At 61.5% G+C, this 21,652-nt stretch carries 21 protein-coding genes; 11 read left to right on the forward strand and 10 right to left on the reverse strand.

Annotation, left to right across the window (positions count from 1 at the left end; genetic code table 11):
* Positions 1-18 precede the first annotated feature (18 nt).
* A complete protein-coding gene (locus NKI19_RS00665) occupies positions 19-987 on the reverse strand; it encodes a GlxA family transcriptional regulator (protein ID WP_352564951.1) in 969 nt (322 codons plus the stop codon).
* A gap of 289 nt (positions 988-1,276) precedes the next feature.
* Positions 1,277-1,990: a transcriptional regulator NanR gene (locus NKI19_RS00670; RefSeq protein WP_352488825.1), complete on the reverse strand. Its 714-nt coding sequence runs from the start codon at positions 1,988-1,990 to the stop codon at positions 1,277-1,279.
* A 183-nt stretch (positions 1,991-2,173) separates the two neighbouring features.
* Here NKI19_RS00670 and oiaX point away from each other — a divergent pair, with 183 nt between their 5' ends.
* Positions 2,174-3,436 (forward strand): 3-oxo-isoapionate-4-phosphate decarboxylase OiaX, encoded by a 1,263-nt coding sequence (gene oiaX / locus NKI19_RS00675; RefSeq protein ID WP_352488826.1) that lies wholly within the window; start codon positions 2,174-2,176, stop codon positions 3,434-3,436.
* Positions 3,437-3,440: 4 nt separating this feature from the next.
* Complete coding sequence (locus NKI19_RS00680) at positions 3,441-4,775, forward strand: four-carbon acid sugar kinase family protein (protein WP_352488828.1); 1,335 nt, start codon at positions 3,441-3,443, stop codon at positions 4,773-4,775.
* A gap of 113 nt (positions 4,776-4,888) precedes the next feature.
* Here NKI19_RS00680 and NKI19_RS00685 read toward each other — a convergent pair whose 3' ends face one another.
* A complete protein-coding gene (locus tag NKI19_RS00685; protein ID WP_352488829.1) occupies positions 4,889-5,386 on the reverse strand; it encodes a hypothetical protein in 498 nt (165 codons plus the stop codon).
* A 278-nt stretch (positions 5,387-5,664) separates the two neighbouring features.
* Here NKI19_RS00685 and NKI19_RS00690 point away from each other — a divergent pair, with 278 nt between their 5' ends.
* From NKI19_RS00690 to NKI19_RS00700, 3 genes are read left to right on the forward strand one after another with little or no spacing between them, the layout of a single operon-like run.
* Complete coding sequence (locus tag NKI19_RS00690; RefSeq protein ID WP_352488830.1) at positions 5,665-7,182, forward strand: S10 family peptidase; 1,518 nt, start codon at positions 5,665-5,667, stop codon at positions 7,180-7,182.
* Between the two features lie 25 nt (positions 7,183-7,207).
* Positions 7,208-8,773, forward strand: coding sequence for a sensor histidine kinase (locus NKI19_RS00695; RefSeq protein WP_352488832.1), 1,566 nt, complete (start codon positions 7,208-7,210; stop codon positions 8,771-8,773).
* Positions 8,770-9,444: a LuxR C-terminal-related transcriptional regulator gene (locus NKI19_RS00700; RefSeq protein WP_352488833.1), complete on the forward strand. Its 675-nt coding sequence runs from the start codon at positions 8,770-8,772 to the stop codon at positions 9,442-9,444. The genes NKI19_RS00695 and NKI19_RS00700 overlap by 4 nt, the downstream gene beginning before the upstream one ends.
* Positions 9,445-9,483: 39 nt before the next feature.
* On the opposite strand, the gene NKI19_RS00705 is transcribed toward NKI19_RS00700, so the two are convergent.
* Positions 9,484-9,960 (reverse strand): hypothetical protein, encoded by a 477-nt coding sequence (locus tag NKI19_RS00705; RefSeq protein WP_352564953.1) that lies wholly within the window; start codon positions 9,958-9,960, stop codon positions 9,484-9,486.
* 898 nt (positions 9,961-10,858) lie between these two features.
* On the opposite strand from NKI19_RS00705, the gene NKI19_RS00710 reads away from it, so the two are divergent.
* The 5 genes from NKI19_RS00710 to NKI19_RS00730 all read left to right on the forward strand — a co-directional run bounded on the left by NKI19_RS00710 (position 10,859) and on the right by NKI19_RS00730 (position 16,297).
* Positions 10,859-11,863, forward strand: a complete 1,005-nt coding sequence (locus NKI19_RS00710; RefSeq protein WP_352564955.1) for a LacI family DNA-binding transcriptional regulator — start codon at positions 10,859-10,861, stop codon at positions 11,861-11,863.
* Positions 11,864-11,932: 69 nt separating this feature from the next.
* A complete protein-coding gene (locus NKI19_RS00715; RefSeq protein ID WP_352488836.1) occupies positions 11,933-13,288 on the forward strand; it encodes an ABC transporter substrate-binding protein in 1,356 nt (451 codons plus the stop codon).
* A 27-nt stretch (positions 13,289-13,315) separates the two neighbouring features.
* Positions 13,316-14,182: a carbohydrate ABC transporter permease gene (locus NKI19_RS00720; RefSeq protein WP_352564956.1), complete on the forward strand. Its 867-nt coding sequence runs from the start codon at positions 13,316-13,318 to the stop codon at positions 14,180-14,182.
* A gap of 51 nt (positions 14,183-14,233) precedes the next feature.
* Entirely contained in the window at positions 14,234-15,076 is an 843-nt protein-coding gene (locus NKI19_RS00725) for a carbohydrate ABC transporter permease (RefSeq protein ID WP_352488839.1), read from the forward strand.
* Between the two features lie 24 nt (positions 15,077-15,100).
* Complete coding sequence (locus tag NKI19_RS00730; RefSeq protein ID WP_352488840.1) at positions 15,101-16,297, forward strand: glycoside hydrolase family 172 protein; 1,197 nt, start codon at positions 15,101-15,103, stop codon at positions 16,295-16,297.
* Positions 16,298-16,369: 72 nt separating this feature from the next.
* Here the strand turns inward: NKI19_RS00730 and NKI19_RS00735 are convergent, their stop codons facing one another.
* Positions 16,370-16,741, reverse strand: coding sequence for a VOC family protein (locus tag NKI19_RS00735; RefSeq protein WP_352564958.1), 372 nt, complete (start codon positions 16,739-16,741; stop codon positions 16,370-16,372).
* A 302-nt stretch (positions 16,742-17,043) separates the two neighbouring features.
* Here NKI19_RS00735 and NKI19_RS00740 point away from each other — a divergent pair, with 302 nt between their 5' ends.
* Positions 17,044-17,484, forward strand: a complete 441-nt coding sequence (locus tag NKI19_RS00740; RefSeq protein ID WP_352488843.1) for a DUF2267 domain-containing protein — start codon at positions 17,044-17,046, stop codon at positions 17,482-17,484.
* Between the two features lie 84 nt (positions 17,485-17,568).
* On the opposite strand, the gene NKI19_RS00745 is transcribed toward NKI19_RS00740, so the two are convergent.
* From NKI19_RS00745 to NKI19_RS00765, 5 genes are all read right to left on the reverse strand, one after another.
* A complete protein-coding gene (locus NKI19_RS00745; protein ID WP_352565164.1) occupies positions 17,569-18,456 on the reverse strand; it encodes an NAD(P)-binding domain-containing protein in 888 nt (295 codons plus the stop codon).
* A gap of 15 nt (positions 18,457-18,471) precedes the next feature.
* A complete protein-coding gene (locus NKI19_RS00750; protein WP_352488844.1) occupies positions 18,472-18,807 on the reverse strand; it encodes an FAD-dependent oxidoreductase in 336 nt (111 codons plus the stop codon).
* A gap of 223 nt (positions 18,808-19,030) precedes the next feature.
* The gene (locus NKI19_RS00755; RefSeq protein WP_352488846.1) at positions 19,031-19,843 is read right to left on the reverse strand and encodes an SDR family NAD(P)-dependent oxidoreductase; all 813 of its coding nucleotides are present in this window, start codon (positions 19,841-19,843) and stop codon (positions 19,031-19,033) included.
* Entirely contained in the window at positions 19,840-20,841 is a 1,002-nt protein-coding gene (locus NKI19_RS00760; protein ID WP_352488847.1) for a sugar phosphate isomerase/epimerase family protein, read from the reverse strand. Before NKI19_RS00760 ends, NKI19_RS00755 begins: the two co-directional genes overlap by 4 nt.
* A gap of 37 nt (positions 20,842-20,878) precedes the next feature.
* On the reverse strand, positions 20,879-21,652 hold the full coding sequence (locus NKI19_RS00765) for an SDR family NAD(P)-dependent oxidoreductase (protein ID WP_352488848.1): 774 nt from the start codon (positions 21,650-21,652) through the stop codon (positions 20,879-20,881).

A 21,652-nucleotide genomic window follows, 5' to 3' on the forward strand; every position in this document is an offset into this window, starting at 1 on the left:
ACTTCCGTTGCCGACTTGTCACCGGATTTGCTTTCGAAACTCGCCTGGCGCCATTCCAGTTGTCTTGGAAAAAAGACGACTGAACGAGGCGACGTCCTGATATCCCACCCGATAGCAAATTTCTGACACGCTCAATTTCGTTTCCTCAAGCATGGATTTTGCCAACTCCAGCCGCCTTTCCTGGATCCATTTTCCCGGCGTTGTCTGGAGTTCGTCGAAAAATCGGCGAGACAGGGTTCGCGAAGACATGCCCAATTCGGTTGCGAGAAATTTCAGATCGATTTTTGCCATCTTGTCTTTCGAGAGCTCGCGCAGCTTGTTCTCGAATGGGCTGGCCTCGTTCGAAATTTCGTCGAGAGGAAATTCATAGGGACTCTGGAATGTGCGCGGTGGAGGAAGAACCAGAAGTTTTCGAATGATCCGCTCCTCCTTCGAGAAGCCCAGATCGATCAGTAAAGCCCTGGCGAGTTCGAGTCCGGAAAACCCGCCTCCGCATGTATAAAGACGATCCTGGCGAATGAGCAGGCGGGACGCGTCCCATCGCACTTGCGGAAACCGGCGGCTTGCCTCGGCTTGCAGCCACCAGGATATCGTCGCGCGTTTACCGTCCAATAGTCCCGAATTGGCGAGCAGATAACACGCGCCGCAATGTGCTGCGATGATTGCGTCCTGCTGCTGCGCGAGCGCGATCAGCGGTTTTGAATGCTCACTCTCGTCGTCCAGTGAGCGCAGAAGCTCCGAGATCTCGACACCCGGCATCGCAATGAGAATCAGGACACCCATTTTCCGGGATGGCTGAGCCTTTGTCGGGAAGGAAATTCCTGTGCTTGATGTCGACGGCGCGCCCCTTGAAACGAACTCACAGGAGAGAACCTGCGCACGGCAGACGTCATTCACAAGCTGAAACATTTCCACGAGCGTCGAGACGACGGCCGAATAGAAATTCGACGGCAGCCAGATCACAACGTGGAGGCTCCTGTCAGCCATTGCGGTTCCCCCGGTGTCGTTCTCGCGAGTGGCAAGTCTAGCATAGTCTTTGCAGGAATTGCCAATTCCGAACAAGCGCGGCGCCTCCAGGATGGCCGCGTGCCGACGAAGCGGCCCGCGGAAATCAATGGCTGGGAAGATGTAAATGCTCGTTGAGTGAAAACACGCGGCACATACATCGGATCAGACGGCAACAGAAAACTGCGCCGGTCCGGGCTCAGGTCTGTGGTTAGTCAGTAGGCCGCGAACACGGTCCCGGCCGGTACGCCGGTCCGGCCTCTACTCCAGTTCAGCTGCCGGAGTTCATCACGTAAAGCGCACGCGAGCGTTCGAGGTGCTTGATCATCGCCTTCTCGGCGCCATCCGCATCCTTGGCTTCGATGCGTCCGATGATCTCTTCGTGCTCGGTCAACGTGAACTTTTCCTTGCCGGTCCAGATCAGCATTTCAGTGTGGTATTCCTTTAGCCAGCCAAGCATTGCCTCGCTGACGGCGACATAGATCGGGTTTCCGGAAATTGCCGCGATCTGGGTGTGGAATTTCATGTCGGCGGAAATGAAGGCTTCCGAGTTGCCACGATGGCTGCGCTGTTCTGCGACCGTTGCCCGCAACCGCTGCACGTCCTCGGCAGTTGCCTTCTCCGCGGCTTCCCTGACCATGCCGCGTTCGAAGAAGATGCGCGCGTTCTTGAGGTGCTCGAGCGTGTCCTTCGATGACGACAGGATGATCTTGGCTGCGCCATCGACCTGCTTGATGATCGACTTGGCGGTCAGCTGCAGCACCTTGGCACGCTCACCATGCGAGATCGCGACCAGGCCCATATTGCTCAACGCCTGCATCGCCTCGCGGATCGCCGGCCTGCCGACCTCGAAGCGCTCCATCAATTCGCGCTCCGATGGCATGTCATCACCCGGCAGCAATTCGCCGCTGGTGATCAGGCGCTTCAGTCTCAAGAATACTTCGTCGGAAAGCTTGCGCCGGACGATCGGCTCCGAACGGTTCATCGTCGCGAATCACTCCTTTGACCGGCCCCTATCTAGCATTTCCGCTGTGAATTCCGGAACGCCTGTAGCCGGCTCGCCCTTACCTGCCAAGCCGGATAGGGCTTGCAATGCTTATGTACTCATTATACCAGATTTCGAGGGCCAAGGAACCTTTTTCGAACCACCCCGGCAGGCCGCGCGAATATGATTGTTCTCACCTATCGCATCGAAACGCCGGGCAATATCGAGGCGCTGGCGGCCAAGATCGCAAGCGACCAGTCGACCGGAACATTCGTCGCGCTGGCCGGCGAGACCGAAGAGCTCAAGGCCAGGGTCGCGGCGCGCGTCCTGGCGATACGGCATCTGCCGGATGCGGATCGGCCGTCTCTTCCGGAACCCGGCCCCGAAGCAAACAATGGCCCGGTCAAGCGCGCCGACGTCGACATCGCCTTTCCGCTGGACGCCATCGGCACCGACCTGTCGGCGCTGATGACCATCGCCATCGGCGGCACCTTTTCGATAAAGGGCCTGTCCGGCATCCGGGTTGTCGACATGAAGCTACCCGAGGAATACCGGGGCGCGCATCCGGGCCCGCAATTCGGCGTCACCGGCAGCCGCAGACTGACCGGTGTCGCGGATCGTCCGATCATCGGGACCATCGTCAAGCCGGCGCTGGGGCTCCGTCCGCACGAGACGGCCGCGATGGTGCAAGAGCTGATTGCCGCCGGCGTCGATTTCATCAAGGACGACGAGAAGCTGATGAGCCCGGCCTATTCACCGCTGTCGGAGCGGGTGAGGGCAATCATGCCGCTGATCCTCGACCACGAGCAGAAGACCGGCAAGAAGGTCATGTATGCCTTCGGCATTTCACATGCCGATCCCGACGAGATGATGCGAAACCACGACCTGGTGGCAAAGGCCGGCGGCAATTGCGCCGTGGTCAACATCAATTCGATCGGTTTCGGCGGCATGGCTTACCTCCGAAAACGCTCCAGCCTGGTGCTCCATGCCCACCGCAATGGCTGGGATATTCTCACCCGCCATCCCGGCCTCGGCATGGATTTCAAGGTCTGGCAGCAGTTCTGGCGCCTGCTCGGCGTCGACCAGTTCCAGATCAACGGCATCGCTTCGAAATACTGGGAACCCGACTGGTCCTTCGTCGAATCCTTCAAGGCGGTGACCACGCCGATCTTTTCGCCGGCCGATTGCGCATTGCCGGTCGCCGGCTCCGGCCAGTGGGGCGGGCAGGCGCCTGAAACCTTCCAGCGAACCGGCCGGACGGTCGATCTTCTCTATCTCTGCGGCGGTGGCATCGTCAGCCACCCGGACGGGCCGGGCGCCGGCGTCCGCGCTGTGCAGCAAGCCTGGCAGGCGGCGGTCCAGGACATTCCGTTGGCGGATTATGCCTTGGGCCATGTCGAGCTGGCGCGGTCGATCGAGAAGTTCGGCGGCGGCGAGGCGGCCTGACGCCATGCAAAACCTGCTTCTGAGTTACTATGGCGACGACCTGACCGGCTCCACCGACGTCATGGAGGCGCTCGAGCTCGGCGGCGTGCCGACCGTGCTGTTCATGCGCCGGCCGGACGAGGCGCTGCTTTCACAATTCGCGCATTGCCGCGCCCTCGGGCTTGCCGGCACCAGCCGCAGTGAGACACCGCTGTGGATGGACACGTATCTGCGAGATGCCTTCGCCTGGCTGAAGACCGTCGACGCCGAGATCTGCCACTACAAGGTCTGCTCGACCTTCGATTCCAGCCCGGCGATCGGCAGCATCGGCCGGGCGATCGAGATCGGCCGCTCGGTTTTCCGGCAAGACAGCGTGCCGCTGGTGGTCGGCGCACCGCAGCTGAAGCGCTACACCGCCTTCGGTCATCTGTTCGCGGCCTATCTCGAAAAATATTTCCGCATAGACCGCCATCCGGTGATGAGCCGCCATCCGACCACGCCTATGGACGAATCCGACCTGCTGATCCATCTGTCGCGCCAGACCGACCTCAGCTCGGGCCTGGTCGACCTGGCGACGCTGCAGTCTGCGTTGCGGTCGGAAGCATTCGACCGGCTTGTAGAGAATGGCACAGGTATCGTGCTTGTCGATGTCGACAGCCTGGAAACCCAGGCGCTGGCCGGCAAGGAGATCTGGCGCGCTCGCAAGCCGGGCGGTTATTTCGTCGTCGGCTCTTCGGGCATCGAATATGCCTTGCTGGTCGAATGGGCATCGAACCGGATCGTGGATGCCAAACCTGCCTTTTCGCCGCCGGGCGCTGCCGACAGGATCGCCGTGGTCTCGGGGAGCTGCTCGCCGATGACGGAACGACAGATCCGGCATGCTCTGGCCGATGGCTTCGACGGGATCGAGCTCGACCCGGTCGAACTGGTTTCCGAGACGTCGAACGACGCTATTGCGCGCGCGGTTGCAACCGGGCGATCCAGCCTACAGGCTGGGCGCAGCGTCATCCTCTACACCGCGCTCGGACCTGCGGCCGACCGCGGTGCTGAAATCGATCTCCGGGAAGGCGCCCGCCATAAGCTCGGCCGTGGCCTTGGCGAGGTTCTCCGCGAACTGACGCTTCAAGAGAAGCTGCTGCGCGTGGTCATCGCCGGCGGCGACACGTCGAGCCATGCACTTGGCCAGATGGGCGTCGACGCGCTGACTGTGCGAATGCCGCTGCCCGCATCGCCGGGCTCGCCGCTTTGTGTGGCGCATTCAAGCATTAAGGCGATCGATGGGCTGGAAATTGCCCTCAAGGGCGGGCAGGTCGGAACCGACCGATATTTCTCCGCTATTCGCGATGGCGTCGGCGGTTGAGAGCGGGGAATATCGGGTCAAATCGGTGATGCTCAATCGAGATCTAAGGTAATAATTAGCCGGCAAACCAGAAACTTCAGGCGTTCAGGTCGGCGGCGATGCCACTCATCCCGCTATCTGCCCATTGCCCTGCTTGGACGATACCGACGGGCATAGGCGACACAGGCGTCTACCGTGCTGACACAGAGCGCATCGCGGTTGTTCGGCAGGTTGTTGTCGCCGGCGTAGGCAACCTCGGCAACATGACCGTCAACCATTCGAATTTGTGTGTTGCAATAGCCGCCGGGGGCGACGTTGACGGAACCTCCGAGCGCCGGGACGGGGCCAATGGCCACCGTCGGAACGGCAATGTTGAGATTGCCGCGTTGAACGACGCGCTGATAGGTCCAGATCTGACCGGATTTGCCGACATCGGCAGTGGCGGTCGGAAAGCCGGCGCACATTCGAACGTCCGCCTCGCTAAGGCCGACCATCTCCCTGCGGGCTGCCGCCGCCGTGGCGTCCTCCTTTGCAGTGCTCGACGTGTCGTCAGGCATGACGCAGGATGACAGGATGGCGGCGCTTGCCGATAGAAGGAGAAGGGCAAGCTTTCGGGTGTGGAAAGATGTCATACCAACTTCGGATTGCGCGGGAGCCCCGAATGCCAACCTAGGAAGTGGGCCAATCGAGTCAACCGGCAGAAAATTCACGAAGTCGTTTGGTCCGCCATTCCGCCGCCGCATCTGCTGCAAGAGGTTGAGGCTGCCGCCGTGACCGTCGCGCCCTATCTTCCGCCTGGGCATCGGATTTCCAAACCCGACCCCTTCTTGTCAGATGTACTGGCGCACGGTGCTGTGACTTTGGTTCGGCCGACGGTGTGCTAGTTTCCAGCCATTGCTCCGGAGACGTCATGCCTATCAAGCTGCAAGAAATCGCCCTCGCTCTTCTGCTGTTGGTTGCCGAAGCTGGGGTCGGTAATGCAGAGACGGCCCAGCGGCCGCCGCCCACAGGCGGGGTTCTCTCGCTCTTGCCATCGCCGCAGACTTCCGATCATTCGATCGTCATTGCCGGACGCACGCTCGATTACGAGGCCAAGGCCGGCACGCTGTCATTACCGTCCGGCAAAGGCGATATCACCGCCGAGATTTTCTATGTCGCCTATGCACTGCATTCCGGGAAAGAAACGGGACCGGATCCGCGCCGCCCGATCACCTTCGTGTTCAATGGCGGTCCGGGAGCAGCTTCCGCCTATCTTCATCTCGGCGCGCTCGGTCCGCGGGTCCTGGCGACGGCGGCCGATGGAAGTTTCCTGCCGCCGCCGCAGAGGCTGTTCGATAACCCCGACACCTGGCTCGACATGACCGACTTGGTCTTTGTGGACCCTGTCGGAACCGGCTACAGCCGTGAAGCGCCCGGCACGGAAGCACACAGCTTCTGGGGCGTCAGCCAGGACGCCGCGTCGATAGGCGCGTTTATCCGGCTCTATCTGGCGCAGACCAACCGTACGGCATCGCCCGTCTTCCTTGCTGGCGAAAGCTATGGCGGCTTTCGAGCAGCATTGCTCGCCAGGAAGCTTCAGGAAGACATCGGCATCAGCCCGAGTGGCGTCGTGCTGATCTCGCCGGCGCTCGAATTCACGCTGGTGCGCCCGGACGAGTTCCAGCCGCTCCACTGGGCGCTGGAACTGCCGTCGCTGGCGGCAGTGCGCCTGCACAGCGAAGGCGTTTCCGGCCCGGCCCTGCAGGAGCGGCTGGCGGAAGTCGAACGCTATGCGCTCGGCGATTATCTGGCCGCGCTGGCCGGTGGGCTGGAGCAGGGTGGACGCCTGGCGAGCCAGCGTGTGGCCGCAATCACCGGTCTGCCGCTCGATCTCGTCCAGCGGCACTTTGCACGCATTCCCATAGGGCTCTTCGCCAAGGAGTTTGCACGGGCAAAGGGCAATGTTCTGAGCGCCTATGACGGCAATATCGCGACAGCGGACGTGGCGCCAGAGAGCCTGGGAGTCGAGGGTCCCGATCCGGTGCTCGATCGAAGCGTGCCGGCGCTCACCTCCGCTTTCGTCGGCTATGTGCGTGATGAATTGAACTTCCGCACGGATATCAGCTATCGGCTTCTCAACCACGAAGTCAGCGGCAATTGGGACTATGGAACGAGCCCGACCCGTCAGGGCTATGCGGGTGTCATGGACGACCTTCAGCAGGCGCGCGTGCTGAACCCCAGCCTCGGCGTGCTGATCGTCAACGGCTACAGCGACCTGGTGACACCGTACATGGGCTCGCGCTACCTGCTTGGTCAAATTCCTTCGCTTGCCGGCGCAAAGCCCATTCGCACCGAGGTGCTGGAGGGCGGGCACATGATGTATCTGAGGCCGGATGGACGGGCGGCACTGAAGCAGGCTGCGTCCGAGCTTTACCGAACGACGCAATGAGGCGGTTTGCGCAAAAAAGCGCCGGATGCGCTGTTCGCCCTCTCATCAGGCCCTAGTTCCATCGCGATTGATCGGTTACACAGCTAGGATGGCGTCTTTCAGCGACGTTCGACAGCGGATTAGCCGGCTCTCCAGAATCGCGCCACTGGTGCGGCGTGCTGCCGAGCGGGCTATTCGGAATACCAGGCCACACAGGCTGACAAGCCTCGTCGACCGCTGGAATGCGCTGTCGCTGGCTACGCAGTTCCTGCTCGCGGGCGGTCTATTCTCCCTGTCGGCGATGGTGGTGGTGGGGATTTCCGTCACGAACCATATAGAAACCGTGGTCACGCAGAATTCGGCTTCCGCTACGGCTCTTTACGTGGATAGCGTTATCGCGCCGCTGCTTCCGGATATGCGCAAGAGCGAAGTCCTCGACGAGAGCGTCGCCCATGCGCTCGATGAAACGCTGGGACAGGGGGCACTCGGCACAAGGCTCGAATCCTTCAAGCTCTGGCGTCGCGACGGAACCATCCTGTATTCGACCGACAAGACATTGATCGGCAAGCGCTTTGAACCCGGCGACAATCTCCGGGCGGCATTCGCAGGCCAAATGGTTTCGGAGTTCGACAAGCTCGACGATCCGGACAGCGAGGCCGAAAGAGCCAGCGGCTTGCATCTCCTCGAGATCTACAATCCGGTGCTGCAGCCATGGTCGGGGGAAGTGGTGGCCGTTTCCGAATTCTACGAGGTCGCCACTGATTTTGAAAGAAACCTGCATCAGGCACTCATTCGAACCTGGCTGGACGTTGCCGCCGTCACAGCGGCCTTCTTTCTCGGGCTGTCGGCAATCGTGTTCCGTGGCAGCCGCACGATCAGCTCACAGAGCCGCTCGTTGAAGCAGCGCATTGCCGAGCTTTCCGATCTGCTTGCGCAAAACAGACTGTTGAGGCTGCGGGTGCAGCGTGCCTCGCAGCGTGCCACCGCACTTAACGAACGCTATCTCAGGCGCATCGGTGCGGACTTGCACGATGGCCCCGCGCAACTGGTCGCTCTCGCGGCGCTGGGGATCGACAGCCCCGTCATTGCCGATCCCGCTACGCCGCAATCGAAGCGTGCACAGGAATTGCTGGCCATCAAAGCACATCTGGACGATGCCATGCGCGAGATCAGGAGCATCAGCAAGGGCCTTGTCCTGCCGCATATCGAGCATGCCGAACTGGGTGAAATTCTCCAGCTTGCCGTACAGGCGCACGAAGAACGAACCGGCGTCAAAGTGAGATTGTCGATGACCGGCGGCCATACGCCGTTGTCGCCGGCCGCCAAGATCTGCATCTTCCGCTTCGTCCAGGAGGCGCTGAACAATGGATTCCGTCATGCCGGAGGTGAAGGTCAGTCGGTCGAGAAACATTTCGACGGCGAGCGCGTTTGTATCGAAGTGGCCGACGCCGGCGCGGGTTTTGACCCGCGAATCGTGCGTCCCGAGAGACTGGGACTCGTTGGGCTGCGCGAGCGGGTGGAAAGCCTCGGGGGCCAGTTTACCGTGACTTCCTCACAGAGTGGCACAGTCGTAAGAATGGCCCTTAACATCGTTGAAATGGGGCAGACATGACAGTAGCCATCAAGCTCGCCATCGTCGACGACCACCCGCTGTTCAGGGAAGGCGTTGTGCGCACGCTCGATCAGATCGGCGGGTTCGAGATCGTCGGTGAAGGAAGCAGCAGAGACGATGCCCTGCGGATAATCGAAGACCAGCGGCCGGACATTCTGCTGATGGACATCTCGGTTCCTGGAGGTGGCCTTGGCGTGATCGGACCGGCCCTTGAGCGGCATCCGGCACTGAAAATTGTGATGCTGACCGTTTCGGAAGAAAACCAGCACGTGATGACCGCGTTGCAGAGCGGGGCAAGGGGCTATGTACTGAAGGGGGTCGGGTCGAGGACGTTGGCTGCGATCCTGCGCACGGTAGCGTCGGGCGAACGATATGTCTGTCCACAATTGTCGGCGCGTCTGTTGGCCGATCTGTCGGCTCAATCAAAAGAGCCGGCGAAAGCTGACGGACTTGCCGAACTCACCAGCCGCGAAAGGGAGATCCTGACGCTGGTTGCCGCGGGACTGAGCAACAAACGGATCGGGCTTCGGCTGAACCTGCATGAGAAAACGATAAAGCACCACATGACGCGAATCCTGGCCAAGCTCAACGTAAGCAACAGGACCGAAGCCGCGATGACCTTGCGTGATGCGACTGAGCGCCAGCATCCGACTGTTCGCGATCATGCTTGAGCCGAAATTGCCGCACGGCGCGGCGATGTGTGCTGAGCCTCAGTTGATCATTTCAAGCAATCTGTCCCGATCGGAACGCGTCGCCAGGCGCCGAATGATGGTGCGACCCTTGGCATCCCGCATTTCATATTGGCCGCTATCAATGCGCTCGCTGAGGCCGTTCGAATGCACCACGCCAATGCTCGGCCCACTTACCTCGACCCGGTCTCCCGTGGTTGCATTGATAAAGAGTCTTGGCCTGCTGTCCGGGTTTACCGCAGGGGCGGGATCAGGGAGATTGTCGTCCTGCGACTTTGCTTTGCCCTTGCCGGCACCGGCGTTCGAGTTCGAATTGCCGGAGTTTCCACCCGAATTGCCCGAATTGCCGTTCCCATTCCCGTTCCCGTTCCCGCCCCCGTTCCCGCCATTGCCGTTGCCGTTTCCGCCGTCTTTGGCCCAGGCAGCCTGCGGGCCGAGCGGCTGCGACGGTCCATCGAATACGACGCGATAGGGATTCACGACGAGAACGAAGGTCAAGACGACTACAGAAATGCCGACACGACGTCCTCGTGAAGATCCGGTCCTTCGTCTCCGGGTCGTCATCAATGAACTTGCCAGTCGCATGTCGGAAATCCCTTTAATCATACGGACCTGTCGTGCTGCCTCCTGTTCGAGTTCGTTTGATGCTTAAAACAATGGTTTGTATCCGGTAAGGTCAAGACCCACCAGTCCCACGATGGTAACTGGTGGGTCTCGCTAGCGCAGGAAGGGACTATTTACTGCGCAAGTCTTTTGCCTTCCCTTGGTAGCGTCTCTCCGCGGTAGCGCCGACTTCCACCGTCAGCCAACAATAAATCCAATGGCCGCGACCCCGAAACACAGGCCAAATAATGGAAAAAGCAGCCAACGTGCCTGGTGAATGCTCGGGTCCATGGCGGCCTCCTGCAACAGTCGGCATCGCAACGGGGCTCCTCGGAACTCAGTTCCTGAAACTCTCGCATTTCGGGCTTTTGCGATAGCAGCCTCGGACCAAAGTTTGGCTGTGCGGGTCCTTGGTCGATAGGCCTACAGACTGAAGTCCCTATGCCAGGAGCCGCCCTGCATTCGGCGACCTTTGTGTCCAACTGGCAGTTGCGATCCACCGCCCCCTTCGAATGCTTTGCGTTTCTGGCTCTATGGCAGCAACGCCGTTGGTCTACTGCCGCATCGTTGAAACGCCACCAATACAGACCCATATGCGAATTGCGTCGGATGTCTCCTCCCATTGCGTCCGGCGCGTTCCCCTCTGGAGGTTATAGACCTTCACACCTGGCCGGGCCTAACAGTCCGGCCTTTTTCTTTTGGCATTCGTGCAATCCGCCTGACGGCCTAATTTGCGAGACATCGGTAAAAATCGATTTGCAAATGCATTCACATGCTCATAACCTATCAAACCATGAGCACGATTTCCAAAGTTGCTACGCGAGCGGGCGTGTCGCGCACGACCGTGTCGCATGTCATCAACCATGCCGACCGGGTGTCGAAATCGCTGCGTGAACGCGTACAAGCGGCGATCGACGAACTCGGCTACACGCCGAACCCGCAGGCGCAAAGTCTGCGCACCGGCCGCACCAACATCATCGCGATGCTGATCCCGGACATCCGCAACCCGTTCTATCCGGAGCTGGTGAAAACGGCGCAGTCGAGGCTCGAACTGGTCGGCCTCGACATGCTGATCTTCAACACCGACGTGCCGGGCGGACATTCACAGGACCACGGCCGCGAATATTTGCGCCAGATCGGGCGCAAGCGGGTCGACGGCGTCATCGTTGCCGACTTCGCGCTGCACGGCATGCACAGCGAACTGCTCAGCCTCGATCTGCCCGCCGTCTTCATCGGCCATCTGCCGAACCATGCTGTCGACAGCGTCCAGCTGGACGATTTCGGCGGCGGCTATCTGATGGGCGAGTATCTGGCGAAGAGGGGCCATCGCCGCGTCGCCCATGTCACCGGGCCATCCTTTTTCAAGGAGGCGATGGCGCGTGCCGCCGGCTTCGAAAAAGGGCTCGCCGACAATGGCGTGCCAATCTCCGCCGATCTGCGGTTCGAGGGAAGCTATCTTGCCCCGTCAGGGCGGGAAGCGGTCACCTGGCTCAAGGAGAAGCACGGCGGAAACCTGCCGTCGGCGATGTTCTTCGCCAACTATCTGATGGCCTCCGGTGCGCTGACCGAATTCTACGACCATGGGACCAATATCCCTCAGGATATCGCCATCGCAGTCTTCGATGACCTGCCTCAACTGGAATATGTCAGGCCGAAGCTGACCCGTGTCGGCAACAGTCCGACAATGCTTGCCAAGCGCGCCACGGAAATGCTGCTCGAACGGCTGGGTGGCAAAGTCGAGGGCGCGCCGCGCACCGAAGTGATCCCATGCGCGCTGAGCCCATTCGACAGCGCGTGACGCCAGATGCCGGCAAAGGGAACGGAGGTCCCTTCGCCAACGTTCGAACAACACCCAAGGGAGGAATTGATGACTGACAAAACGACCCGCGACCGGCCATCGGCCAGCCTGAACCGCCGTCGGCTGATCCAGGGCGGCGCCACTTTCGCTGCCGCCGGCCTCACAGGCTTCCCCTTCATCAACAGGATGGCCGTGCGCGCTCAGGAAGCGCCGCTGAAATTCTGGCAGTTCTATGCGCCTGGCGGAGACGTGAAGCCGCAGGTCCGGTGGTTCGAAAAGTTGGTGGCCGACTGGAACGACGGGCACGACCAGAAGGTCGAGCTCGAATATGTCGTCAACAGCGAATACATCTCCGGTTCCAAGCTGGCTACGGCCTTCGCGTCGGGCGAGGGCCCTGACATCTTCCTCATCAGCCCCGGCGATTTCCTGCGTTATTACAATGGCGGCGTGCTTGCCGACCTGACGCCGCATATCGAGGATGCCGCCAAAGCCGATTTCCCGGAAAGCGTCATCGCCAACCGCATGGTGGACGGCAAGATCTACGGTGTGCCGATGGAAGTCGAGCCGATGGCCTTCTACTATTCCGTCAAAGCGTTCGAGGATGCAAAGCTCAACGAGAACGACGTGCCGAAGACCTGGGACGAGCTGTTGGCGGTCGCCAAAAAGCTGACGACGCCCAGCCGCTACGGCGTGCTGTTCGAAACGACTCCCGGCTATTACCAGAACTTCACCTGGTATCCGTTCCTGTGGCAGGGCGGCGGCGAATTCCAGGGCAAGGACGGCAAGAGCGCCTTCGATTCGCCGGCCACCGTCCAGGCGCTGAAACTCTGGCAGGACGCCACCAATACCGGCGTGGCGCCGCGTCAGGTGGTCGGCGGCGGCTTCGACATCGTCGCCAATCTCGGGGCGGGGCTGTGCGCCATGCAGAACTGCGGCATCTGGGGCATTTCGGCGATGGACAACAACGCCAAGGACGTGCCCTACGGCATCTTCAAATTGCCGACGCCGGCCAATGGCAAATACGTCACCGTCGGCGGCGGCTGGGCCTTCGTCGCCAATGCCGGAGGCAAGAACCCGGATGCCTCCGCCCAGTTCTGCGCCTGGGCGCTGGCCTCGATGGACCAGGCCTCGATCGACCGGGTCGTCAACTGGTGCACGGTCGCAAAGAGCGACATGCCGCCGCGCAACAGCGCCCTGAAGGCCGGCGCCGATGTCTTCAGCACGGGTAAGTTCGGCACCTTCGCCAAGGAGATCCATCCGGGGACGCGCGCCGAGCCGCGGGTTCCGCCGGAAGCCTACAAGATCATCTCCGACGCCATCCAGTCGGCACAGCTTGGCGGGGTTGATGCCCAGCAGGCGGCGACGACGGCCAGTCAGCAACTAGACGCGTTCCTCGCCTCCTATTCCGGCGCGCCGATCCTTTAGGCGCTTTCCAACATGCATGTGGACCAGATGAAACCGCCAGCCGCGAGCACCAAATCCGCTCGCGGCCTTACCGCCAAGCAAAAGGAACTCTGCGCCGCATGGCTGTTCGTCCTGCCCGATGCGCTCGGCCTGCTGGTGTTCGTCGGCGTGCCGATGCTGCTTTCGCTCGCCGTCGGGTTCTTCGAAGTCAACGGCTTCGGCGGCTATAGATTCGTCGGGCTCGGCAATTATCGGCGCATGTGGGGCGACCCGCTGTTCTGGTCGTCCGTGAAGGTGACCGTGGCCTATGCCGTCATGCTGGTGCCGGCGCTCTACGTCGCCGGACTGGGACTGGCGCTTCTGGTGCAGAAGACCAACCGCTTCAACGCGGTCATGCGCTCGATGTTCTTTGCGCCGCAGATGGTCAGTCTGGTCGTGGTGGCGCTCGTGTGGCAGCTCATGCTGGTCGAAAAAGTCGGCATCGTCAGCCGGCTGGCACCGCTCGTCGGCCTCGGCGGAATCTCGCTGCTCGGCGACCCAAACCTCGCGCTGTTCACGCTGGTGCTGGTCAGCGTCTGGTTCCTGATGGGCTTCTACATGCTGATCTTCCTCGGCGGGCTCCAGGACATCCCAGCGGAGTATTACGAAGCCGCGAAGATCGACGGCGCCGGGCCGGCGACCAGCTTCTGGTACATTACCTTGCCCCTACTCAAGCCGACCAGCTTCTTCGTCCTCCTGGTCTCGCTGGTCGCTTCTGTCGCCGGCGGCCAGGTCTTCGACCTGATCTATGTGATGACCAAGGGCGGTCCGGTCAATTCGACCTCGGTACTGATCATCTACATCTACAAGCAGGCATTCCAGTTCGGCGCCTTCGGCTATGGTCGGCGATGGCATCGCTGCTGGTGCTGGCGCTGATGCTGGTCACGGTCTTCTTCTTCGTGCTGACGCGCGGCGGGCGCTTCGAGCATGACTGACGGCCGAACTCCTTCCGGCCTTTCGCAGATACGGGCGGCGAGACTTGCCTGGATGCTGGCAACCGCCGCACTTGGCCTGATGACGGTATTCCCGCTTGTCTGGATGCTGGTCATCTCGCTGAAGCCAGCGAGCGACGTCTTCACGCCGAGCCTCATGCCGGAACGGCCGACGCTCGGCAATTTCCTCTATGTGCTGACCGAGGTGCCGTTCCTGCGCTATCTCTTAAATTCGTTCTTCGTGTCGGCGACGGTGACGGTCGCTGCGCTGTTCTTCCATTCGATGGCCGGCTATTCGCTCGCACGGCTGCGTTTTCCGGGCCGCGACACCCTGTTCCTCGCCATGTTCTCGACCTTCCTGGTGTCGCTTCCGGTCATCATCGTGCCGCTGTTCATCCTGACGCGGATGCTGCACATGCTGGACAGCTATGCCGGGCTGATCGTTCCGGCGATCTTCAACGCATTCGGCATCTTTCTACTCAGGCAATATTACCTGTCGCTGCCCAGGGAACTGGAAGAAGCCGCGATCATGGACGGCGCCGGCTACTGGCGCATCTATTGGAGCATCATCCTGCCGCTCAGCCGGCCGATCCTGTCGGCGCTGGCGATCTTGTTCTTCCTCGCCAACTGGAACGCTTTCCTGTGGCCGCTGACGATCACTTCCGACCTCGATCTCTGGGTGGTGCAGGTTGCGATCGCAAATTTCAAGAGCCAGTACGCCGCCGCCTGGAATTACGTCATGGCCGCCTCGACCATCGTCGCCGTGCCGATGCTGGTTCTTTTCGTGATCTTCCAACGCCAGATCATGGAATCCATCAAGACAAGCGGCCTGAAATAACCGCTGAAGCAAGAGGAGAAACACATGGACAATGCCGGCCTGTCGCCGCTTCGCGGGCTCGCCAAATTGCGCGACGCCAAAACCCGCCGGTTTTCAAGCTACGACCGCACCGGCGGCAATGACGACCGGCTGCACATAGAACCCGGCCAGACGGTGGTGATTGCCGAGCACGACGGTGCCGGCATCGTCACGCATATCTGGGCGACGCTCGCCTGCAAGAGCGAGGCATTCCTGCGCAAGATCGTGCTGCGCGCGTACTGGGATGGCGAGGAACATCCGAGCATCGAAACGCCGATCGGCGATTTCTTCGGCATGGGGCATGCTCGCACCCGCAATTTTGCCAGCCTGCCGGTGCAGGCAAGTCCAGAGGATGGCAAGGCCTTCAACTGCTATTTTCCGATGCCGTTTGCCAGCCACATGCGCTTCACCGTCACCAATGAGGCCGAGGACGACCTGCTTTTCTATTACTATGTCGATCTCGAACTGCATGAGGAACTCGAGGAAGGCCTGGGCCGCTTCCACGCCCAATACAGGCAGCAACGACCTGATGGCATAGACGAGACGGGGCTGGCCAACGAGCAGGTCCTGTTTGGCGGGGAAAACACCGACGGGAACGGCAACTACACCATCCTGGAGGCTGAAGGTCACGGCCACTATGTCGGCGTGCTCTATTCCGTCTATTCGCGCCGGCGTTCCGCACTATGGGACTGGTACGGCGAGGGCGACGACATGATCTTCGTTGACGGCGAGCCGGGCATTTCCGTGCCGGATACGGTGCGCAAGCCCGATCCGCGTATCGGACCGAAGGCCGAACCGATCGGCGATCGCGGCGAGACCAGCCCCGGCGCCAACGATGCCTGGCCGCCGACCCTGCACGGCACCGGCACCGAGGATTATTTCAACACGGCATGGTGCCCGACACAGGACTACAGCGCGCCCTATCACGGCATCATCGCTGCCGGCGGGCCGAACTGGACCGAGCCGGTTACGCTCTATCGCTGGCACATAGAGGACCCGGTCATCTTCCACAAACGCATCCGGGTAACCATCGAGCACGGTCACGCCAATCGCCGCTCGGACGACATCTCGTCGGTCGCCTTCTGGTATCAGGCCGAACCGCACAAGCCGTTCGAAGCGCTTGCCGATGTCGAGGACCGCATCCCAACCTTTCGCGCGCCTTATCACAATTGGAATGCCGCCTTCGACGAGAAGTGGCGTTAGGCCGGCATGCGTTCGAATTGAGCCATGCATCCCGCGCTATCTGCGTCGGGATCACCCTGCCGTAGCGCCGCCTCAGCTGCGAGGTGGAAATTGCTGGACAGACCAGGTGTTGCCGTCGGGGTCCTCAAAGAAGACAAATCTGCCCCAGGGAAAATCGTTGATATCGCTGACCTCGATGCCTTGAGCGGCCAAGTACCGGTGCGCCTCGTCGATGTCGGGCACGACCAGTTGCAGGCCCCTTAAGGATCCCGGGGGACTGTCGACGAGGCCCTTGCCCATGGCAATCGAACAGGCCGAACCGGGCGGCGTCAACTGCACGAAACGTATCTCGTCGCTTACGGTGTGGTCGTGATCGAGATGAAAGCCGACCTTGCCAACATAAAAGCCGATTGCTCTATCGACGTCCGATACGGGGACCGGGACTAGTTCCAGCTTCCAATCCATGACAGCCCTTTCGCAGCTTGATCGCCAAGTGGTGCCGAACACCGTGGGCGAAATCCCGCCATCTTCCCAATGCCATTGTCGGCGCGGGCCGCTCAGTCAGTCAAGAGATGTCCGGCAAGAGATATCCGGGTTCGGGCAACGTGAGGACTGGTCTCATTGCTGACGGCGTTCGGAACCGATGAGCGCCGGCAGGCTCTCCGACCGAACCGGCCTCTGCCGCTTTGCCAGGCGATTTTCACAGGACCACGAAACAATTATCTCCGGTCGCCGTTTTGCCCGCAGAACCTTTCGAGGAGGCGACGATGAGCGCAACCGGCTTGGACGTTTTTGACAAAACGCTGCAAATAACAAACATCTGGCTTGACGAGATCATGGTGGATCTTGGTCCGGATCGACACGTCGCCTGGCATGCATTGGGCGCCGTTCTGCGAACTCTTCGGGACAGGCTACAGATCGGACTGGCGGCTAAATTGGGAGCGGAACTGCCGCTGCTCGTGCGGGGCGCCTACTACGATCGCTATCGGCCCGCCGACATGCCCGACAAGACACGCTCGCTCGAGAAGTTCCTGCAACACATCGCCGATGAATTGAAATCGACCCGTCCTGTCGATCCCGAGGATGCGGCACGCTCAGTGCTGCGTGTGCTTGCACGGCATATCGACCTTGGCCAGTCGGCAAAGGTACGGGATGCGCTGCCGAGGGAAATCCAGGTCCTCTGGCCTGAAAGCGTGGGCGTCAAATAGCGGTGATCCCGCTCATGCGGACCCGCGACGGACCACTGCCACGAAACGCTGACGTTTAGAAACCTGCCGACGGTGTCCAGGTCGTCACGAATGCCGCACGATGTGTTCCACAAGGCGATGTGCCTCCTCGGCGATCGCCAATATTATGCCTGATTTGCGCGTGGAGGCGAAATCCAACCCGGCAAAGTAGATGCCTGGCAGGGCGGCCACGCCATCCTCGTGAACAGGCTGTCCTTCCGGGTCGAGCAGACCGGAAAGCCTCACCCAACTAAAGTCACCCCTGAAGCCGGTGCACCACACGACGGTCGTGATGCCGGACTCGGCAGCATCAAGAGAACGGACAGCCGGATTCGGCAGCTGCGCTGCGACAGTCTCCGCTGGGTCGGGTTCCGAAACGGGGGCATCGATTCCGGAGCGGCTGATGTATTCGTCGATATAGCGTTTAACGTTGGCGGAGGCCTCATCCGCAAAACGAATATGCTCTTCGAGATCGTCGGCGAATGATAGACGGCCGTCATCTTCGACGCCTGCGAACCGCCCCAGCAGCACGACACCTTGGGCGCCGAGCCCTTGCAGGCTTATCGTGTGTTCTACCCCAAGCAGACCACGAGGTGGAATGCGCCCCGCAAGTCGAATGATCTCGTCTCGACGTACGTCGAGAAATCCGCTTTCGACGAGCCAGAGCATGATATCGCGACCTCGGTAGCGCCGCGAGAGCCGCCCGACACGGCTGGTGGCAAGGAAGACCCTTCGGCCTGCTTCCGCCAGTTCTTCCGCGATCTGGGCACCGGATTGGCCGCTTCCGACCACCAGCACCGCTCCAGCCGGGAGATCAGCGGCGCTGCGATAATCAGAAGCATCGATCTGGCGCAGGCCCGGCGGCAACGCAGCAACTGGGCGCACCGGACAATTCAAGTTACCGCTGGCGATCACCACGTTGCGTGCCAAAAGTGTTCCGCGCGAGGTGGTCAGCCGATAGCCGCCATTCTAGTGCCCGCAGGCGAGCTCGGTCACCACAGTGTCAGGTTCAACCGGGAGTTCGTTTCGCCTGGCGAAGTCCTCAAGCAGGGCAACGAACTGGTCGCGCGTCAGGGCACCGAACGGATCTGAACCGTCATAGAAGTCGCCTGGCATGACGGTCTGAACGTTTGGGGTATTCATCCGGAAAGAATCCCACCGCTGAGTGCGCCAGGTCTCTCCGATGCGGCCTCGCTCCAATACGGCATGGTGCAAGCCTTGCCGTGCCAGCGAATAGCTGACGCCCAGGCCGGCCCAACCGGCCCCGACCACCACCGCATCAAGGATGTTGGCGTCATCCGTCATTTGCCGCGGATCCGGGTGCTAGCGCCGGAGCAGCACTTCGAGGCGGCACCAACGCCATCAGCGTAACGCCTTGGCCGGCAAACAACCGCCAAACAGCAGCCGATGCTGCCTGAACCCATCCCCGCGATCTGCATGGCTTCGCCCCCGACGCGAGGGCACGATAACAGCTTTATCGGGTCACGGCACAACCAAATACTCATCCGAAACCGGCAATGGTCGCGGCTTAACCTGGAAAGATCGTGAAACCGCCATCGACTCGGATTACCTGCCCGTTGATGAAGCGCGCGCGCGGACCGGCGAGGAAGGCCACCGCTTCGGCGATCTCTTCAGGCTCCGCATACCGGTTCAGCGATTTCTTGCTCGAATCCATGCGCTGCGGATCGACCACGCGGCTCGCCTGGAACCGTGCCGTCTTGGTGGCGCCAGGGCTCACCGCATTGACGCGTACGCCCTCGTCGATCAGTTCCTTGGCGAGGCAGCGCGTATAATGGACGACGGCTGCCTTGAGCGTCGAGTAGACTACTTCGGGCGAGCATCCGATATGCGCTGCCGCCGAGGCGATGTTGATCACCGAGCCCGAGCCGCGCTTGACCATGGGCGGAACAAACGCCTGGCAGACCAGCATCGTGCCGATGAGGTTGTTCTCGGTCAGAACCTTAATGTCTTCGTAGTCGATGTCGAGTGCGTTGTTGGGATTGGGCTTTACGCCCTTGGCGCCGATGTCGCCGCCGGCGCAGTTCACCAGAATGTGCACGTCGCCGAGATCCGCCTCGATCTTCCTCTTCATTTCGGCGACGGCCTGCTTGTCGCCGATGTTGCCGGTGACCGCGGTGAAGCGCGTCCCATGCTTCTCCAAGCCCCTGGCAGAGTCGCCGAGGTCCGCGAATTCGCCATATTGAGATGGCCGGGCCCAATCGAGGTCGTGGACCGCGATGTTTGCGCCAAGTTCGGCCAAGCGATCGGCCATCACGCGGCCGAGGCCGCGTCCCGAGCCGGTGACGAAGGCGGTCAGGCCGCTGAGTTCTCGCGCAGTCATGCTGGTTTCTCCATTGCAATGAAATCGAACTTCATCATGTTGGCGGCGCTGCGCCGGATCATGTCGAGCTCGTACGAAACGAGCGCACCGTCATCGTCGCGCTCCCATGGCGTGCGGTAGTCGGCGTCGTCCGCAAGGCGGTTCAGGCGCGCCGCGCTCAGGCAGGCCGCGAATTCGCGGGCGGTCTTCGGCGCATATCCGTTCCACCAGTCGTCGGTGAGACAGCGAACGTGACGGGCCTCCAACGCGCCTGGCTCAAGCACCGCCGTCAGCGTGCCGTGGTGCTCGCCAAGGATGGCTGCCAGTTCGGCGAAAGGCACGGCGCCGTCGCCGATCGCGCAGCGGACCAGGCGGTAGCCCTCATCCGTGAACTGGACGCGATAATCCTTGAGGTGAACGTGCCGGACATGGGGCGCGATCCGGCGCGTGAAGGCAAGCGGCGCCTCGCCGACAGGAAAGGTGTTGCCGGTGTCGTAGGTGATGCCAACGCCCGGCCCGCCGAGTTCGCAGAACGCAACCAGTTCGTCGCTGCCGAAGTCCTGATGGTTCTCGATGCCGAGCACCCGGCCCTCGGCCGCCGCACGCGGCCCCCATTCCGTCAAGGCAGCGCGAATCATTGCGTTGAACTCGCTCCATTTCGGACCCCACGCATTGCGGTCGCCGCACAGGACAGGCGTCAGTGCGATGCGGATCGTCGTCGCCTCGAGCAGGCGCGCAGCCCGAAAGGCGTTGTCCAGCGGACCTGCCACGAGCAATCCGCCGCTCACCACCGGGACGATATCCAGCGCGGCAAGACGCCTGCGCAGGGCGACGATTTCGGCGTCCGTCAAGTCGGTCAACCAGGGTTCGTAGATCTCGAGCGTGCGCGCGCCCAGTTCCTGCGCCAGTGCTATGAAGCCTTCCAGCCCCGCGCCGTCCGGATTGTGCCGCGGCGTGCCGCGGCCCTGCAGGCCGAGATGGTAGGTCAGTCCGTAGGGGTTGAGGCCGAGACGAAGCATCAGCTTGACGGTTCCAGTGGAGGGCGGGGAGGGGTCACTAGCGCAGACCGGCATCGACGGTGATGGACTGCTTGGTGATCATGCGGCTGTCGTCTGCTGCCAGGAAGAGCACGGTGCGTGCAATCTCCTCACCCAGCAGGACGCGGCGGATCAATTGCCGCTGCACCGTCTGGTCGACTGCCTCCTGCGTCTTGAACCACAGTTCGCGCTGCCGCTCGGTCATGACGGCGCCGGGTTCGATCGCATTGACGCGGATGTTATCCGGTCCGAACGACCGCGCCAACGCACGCGTCAGCGCCACCACGGCCCCCTTGGCTGTGGCATAGGCCACCATCTGGTCCGCTCCGAAACGCCACGCAATGGAGGAGAAGTTTATGATCGAGCCGAAGCCGAGTTCCTTCATATGCGGATGCACAGCCTGGGCGGCGAAGAAGTGATGCCTCAGATTGACGTCGAAGCTGCGGTCCCAATATTCGGCCGTTACCCCGTCGATGGGATGGCGCTGATCATTGGCAGCGTTATTCACCAGGACGGCGATCGGACCAAGCCGCATGCGCACGCCTGCTACCGACGCCTTTAGCGCGTCGACGTCGGTTACATCGCAATGGAGGTACAAGGGACCCTGCCCGGCGGCACCACCGAGCTCGCGCACCAACGCCTCAGCTGGCTCATCCTGCACATCGAGAAAGGCCACCCGGGCGCCATTCGAGGCGAAGGCGCGGACCATATCGGCGCCGATGCCGGAGGCGCCGCCGGAGATCAGCACGACCCGATCGGCCAAGCTCGGATAGGTTGCGAATTGTACGGACAT

It is taken from the genome of Mesorhizobium sp. M0751 (assembly GCF_040320265.1).
Taxonomy (GTDB): Bacteria; Pseudomonadota; Alphaproteobacteria; order Rhizobiales; family Rhizobiaceae; genus Mesorhizobium.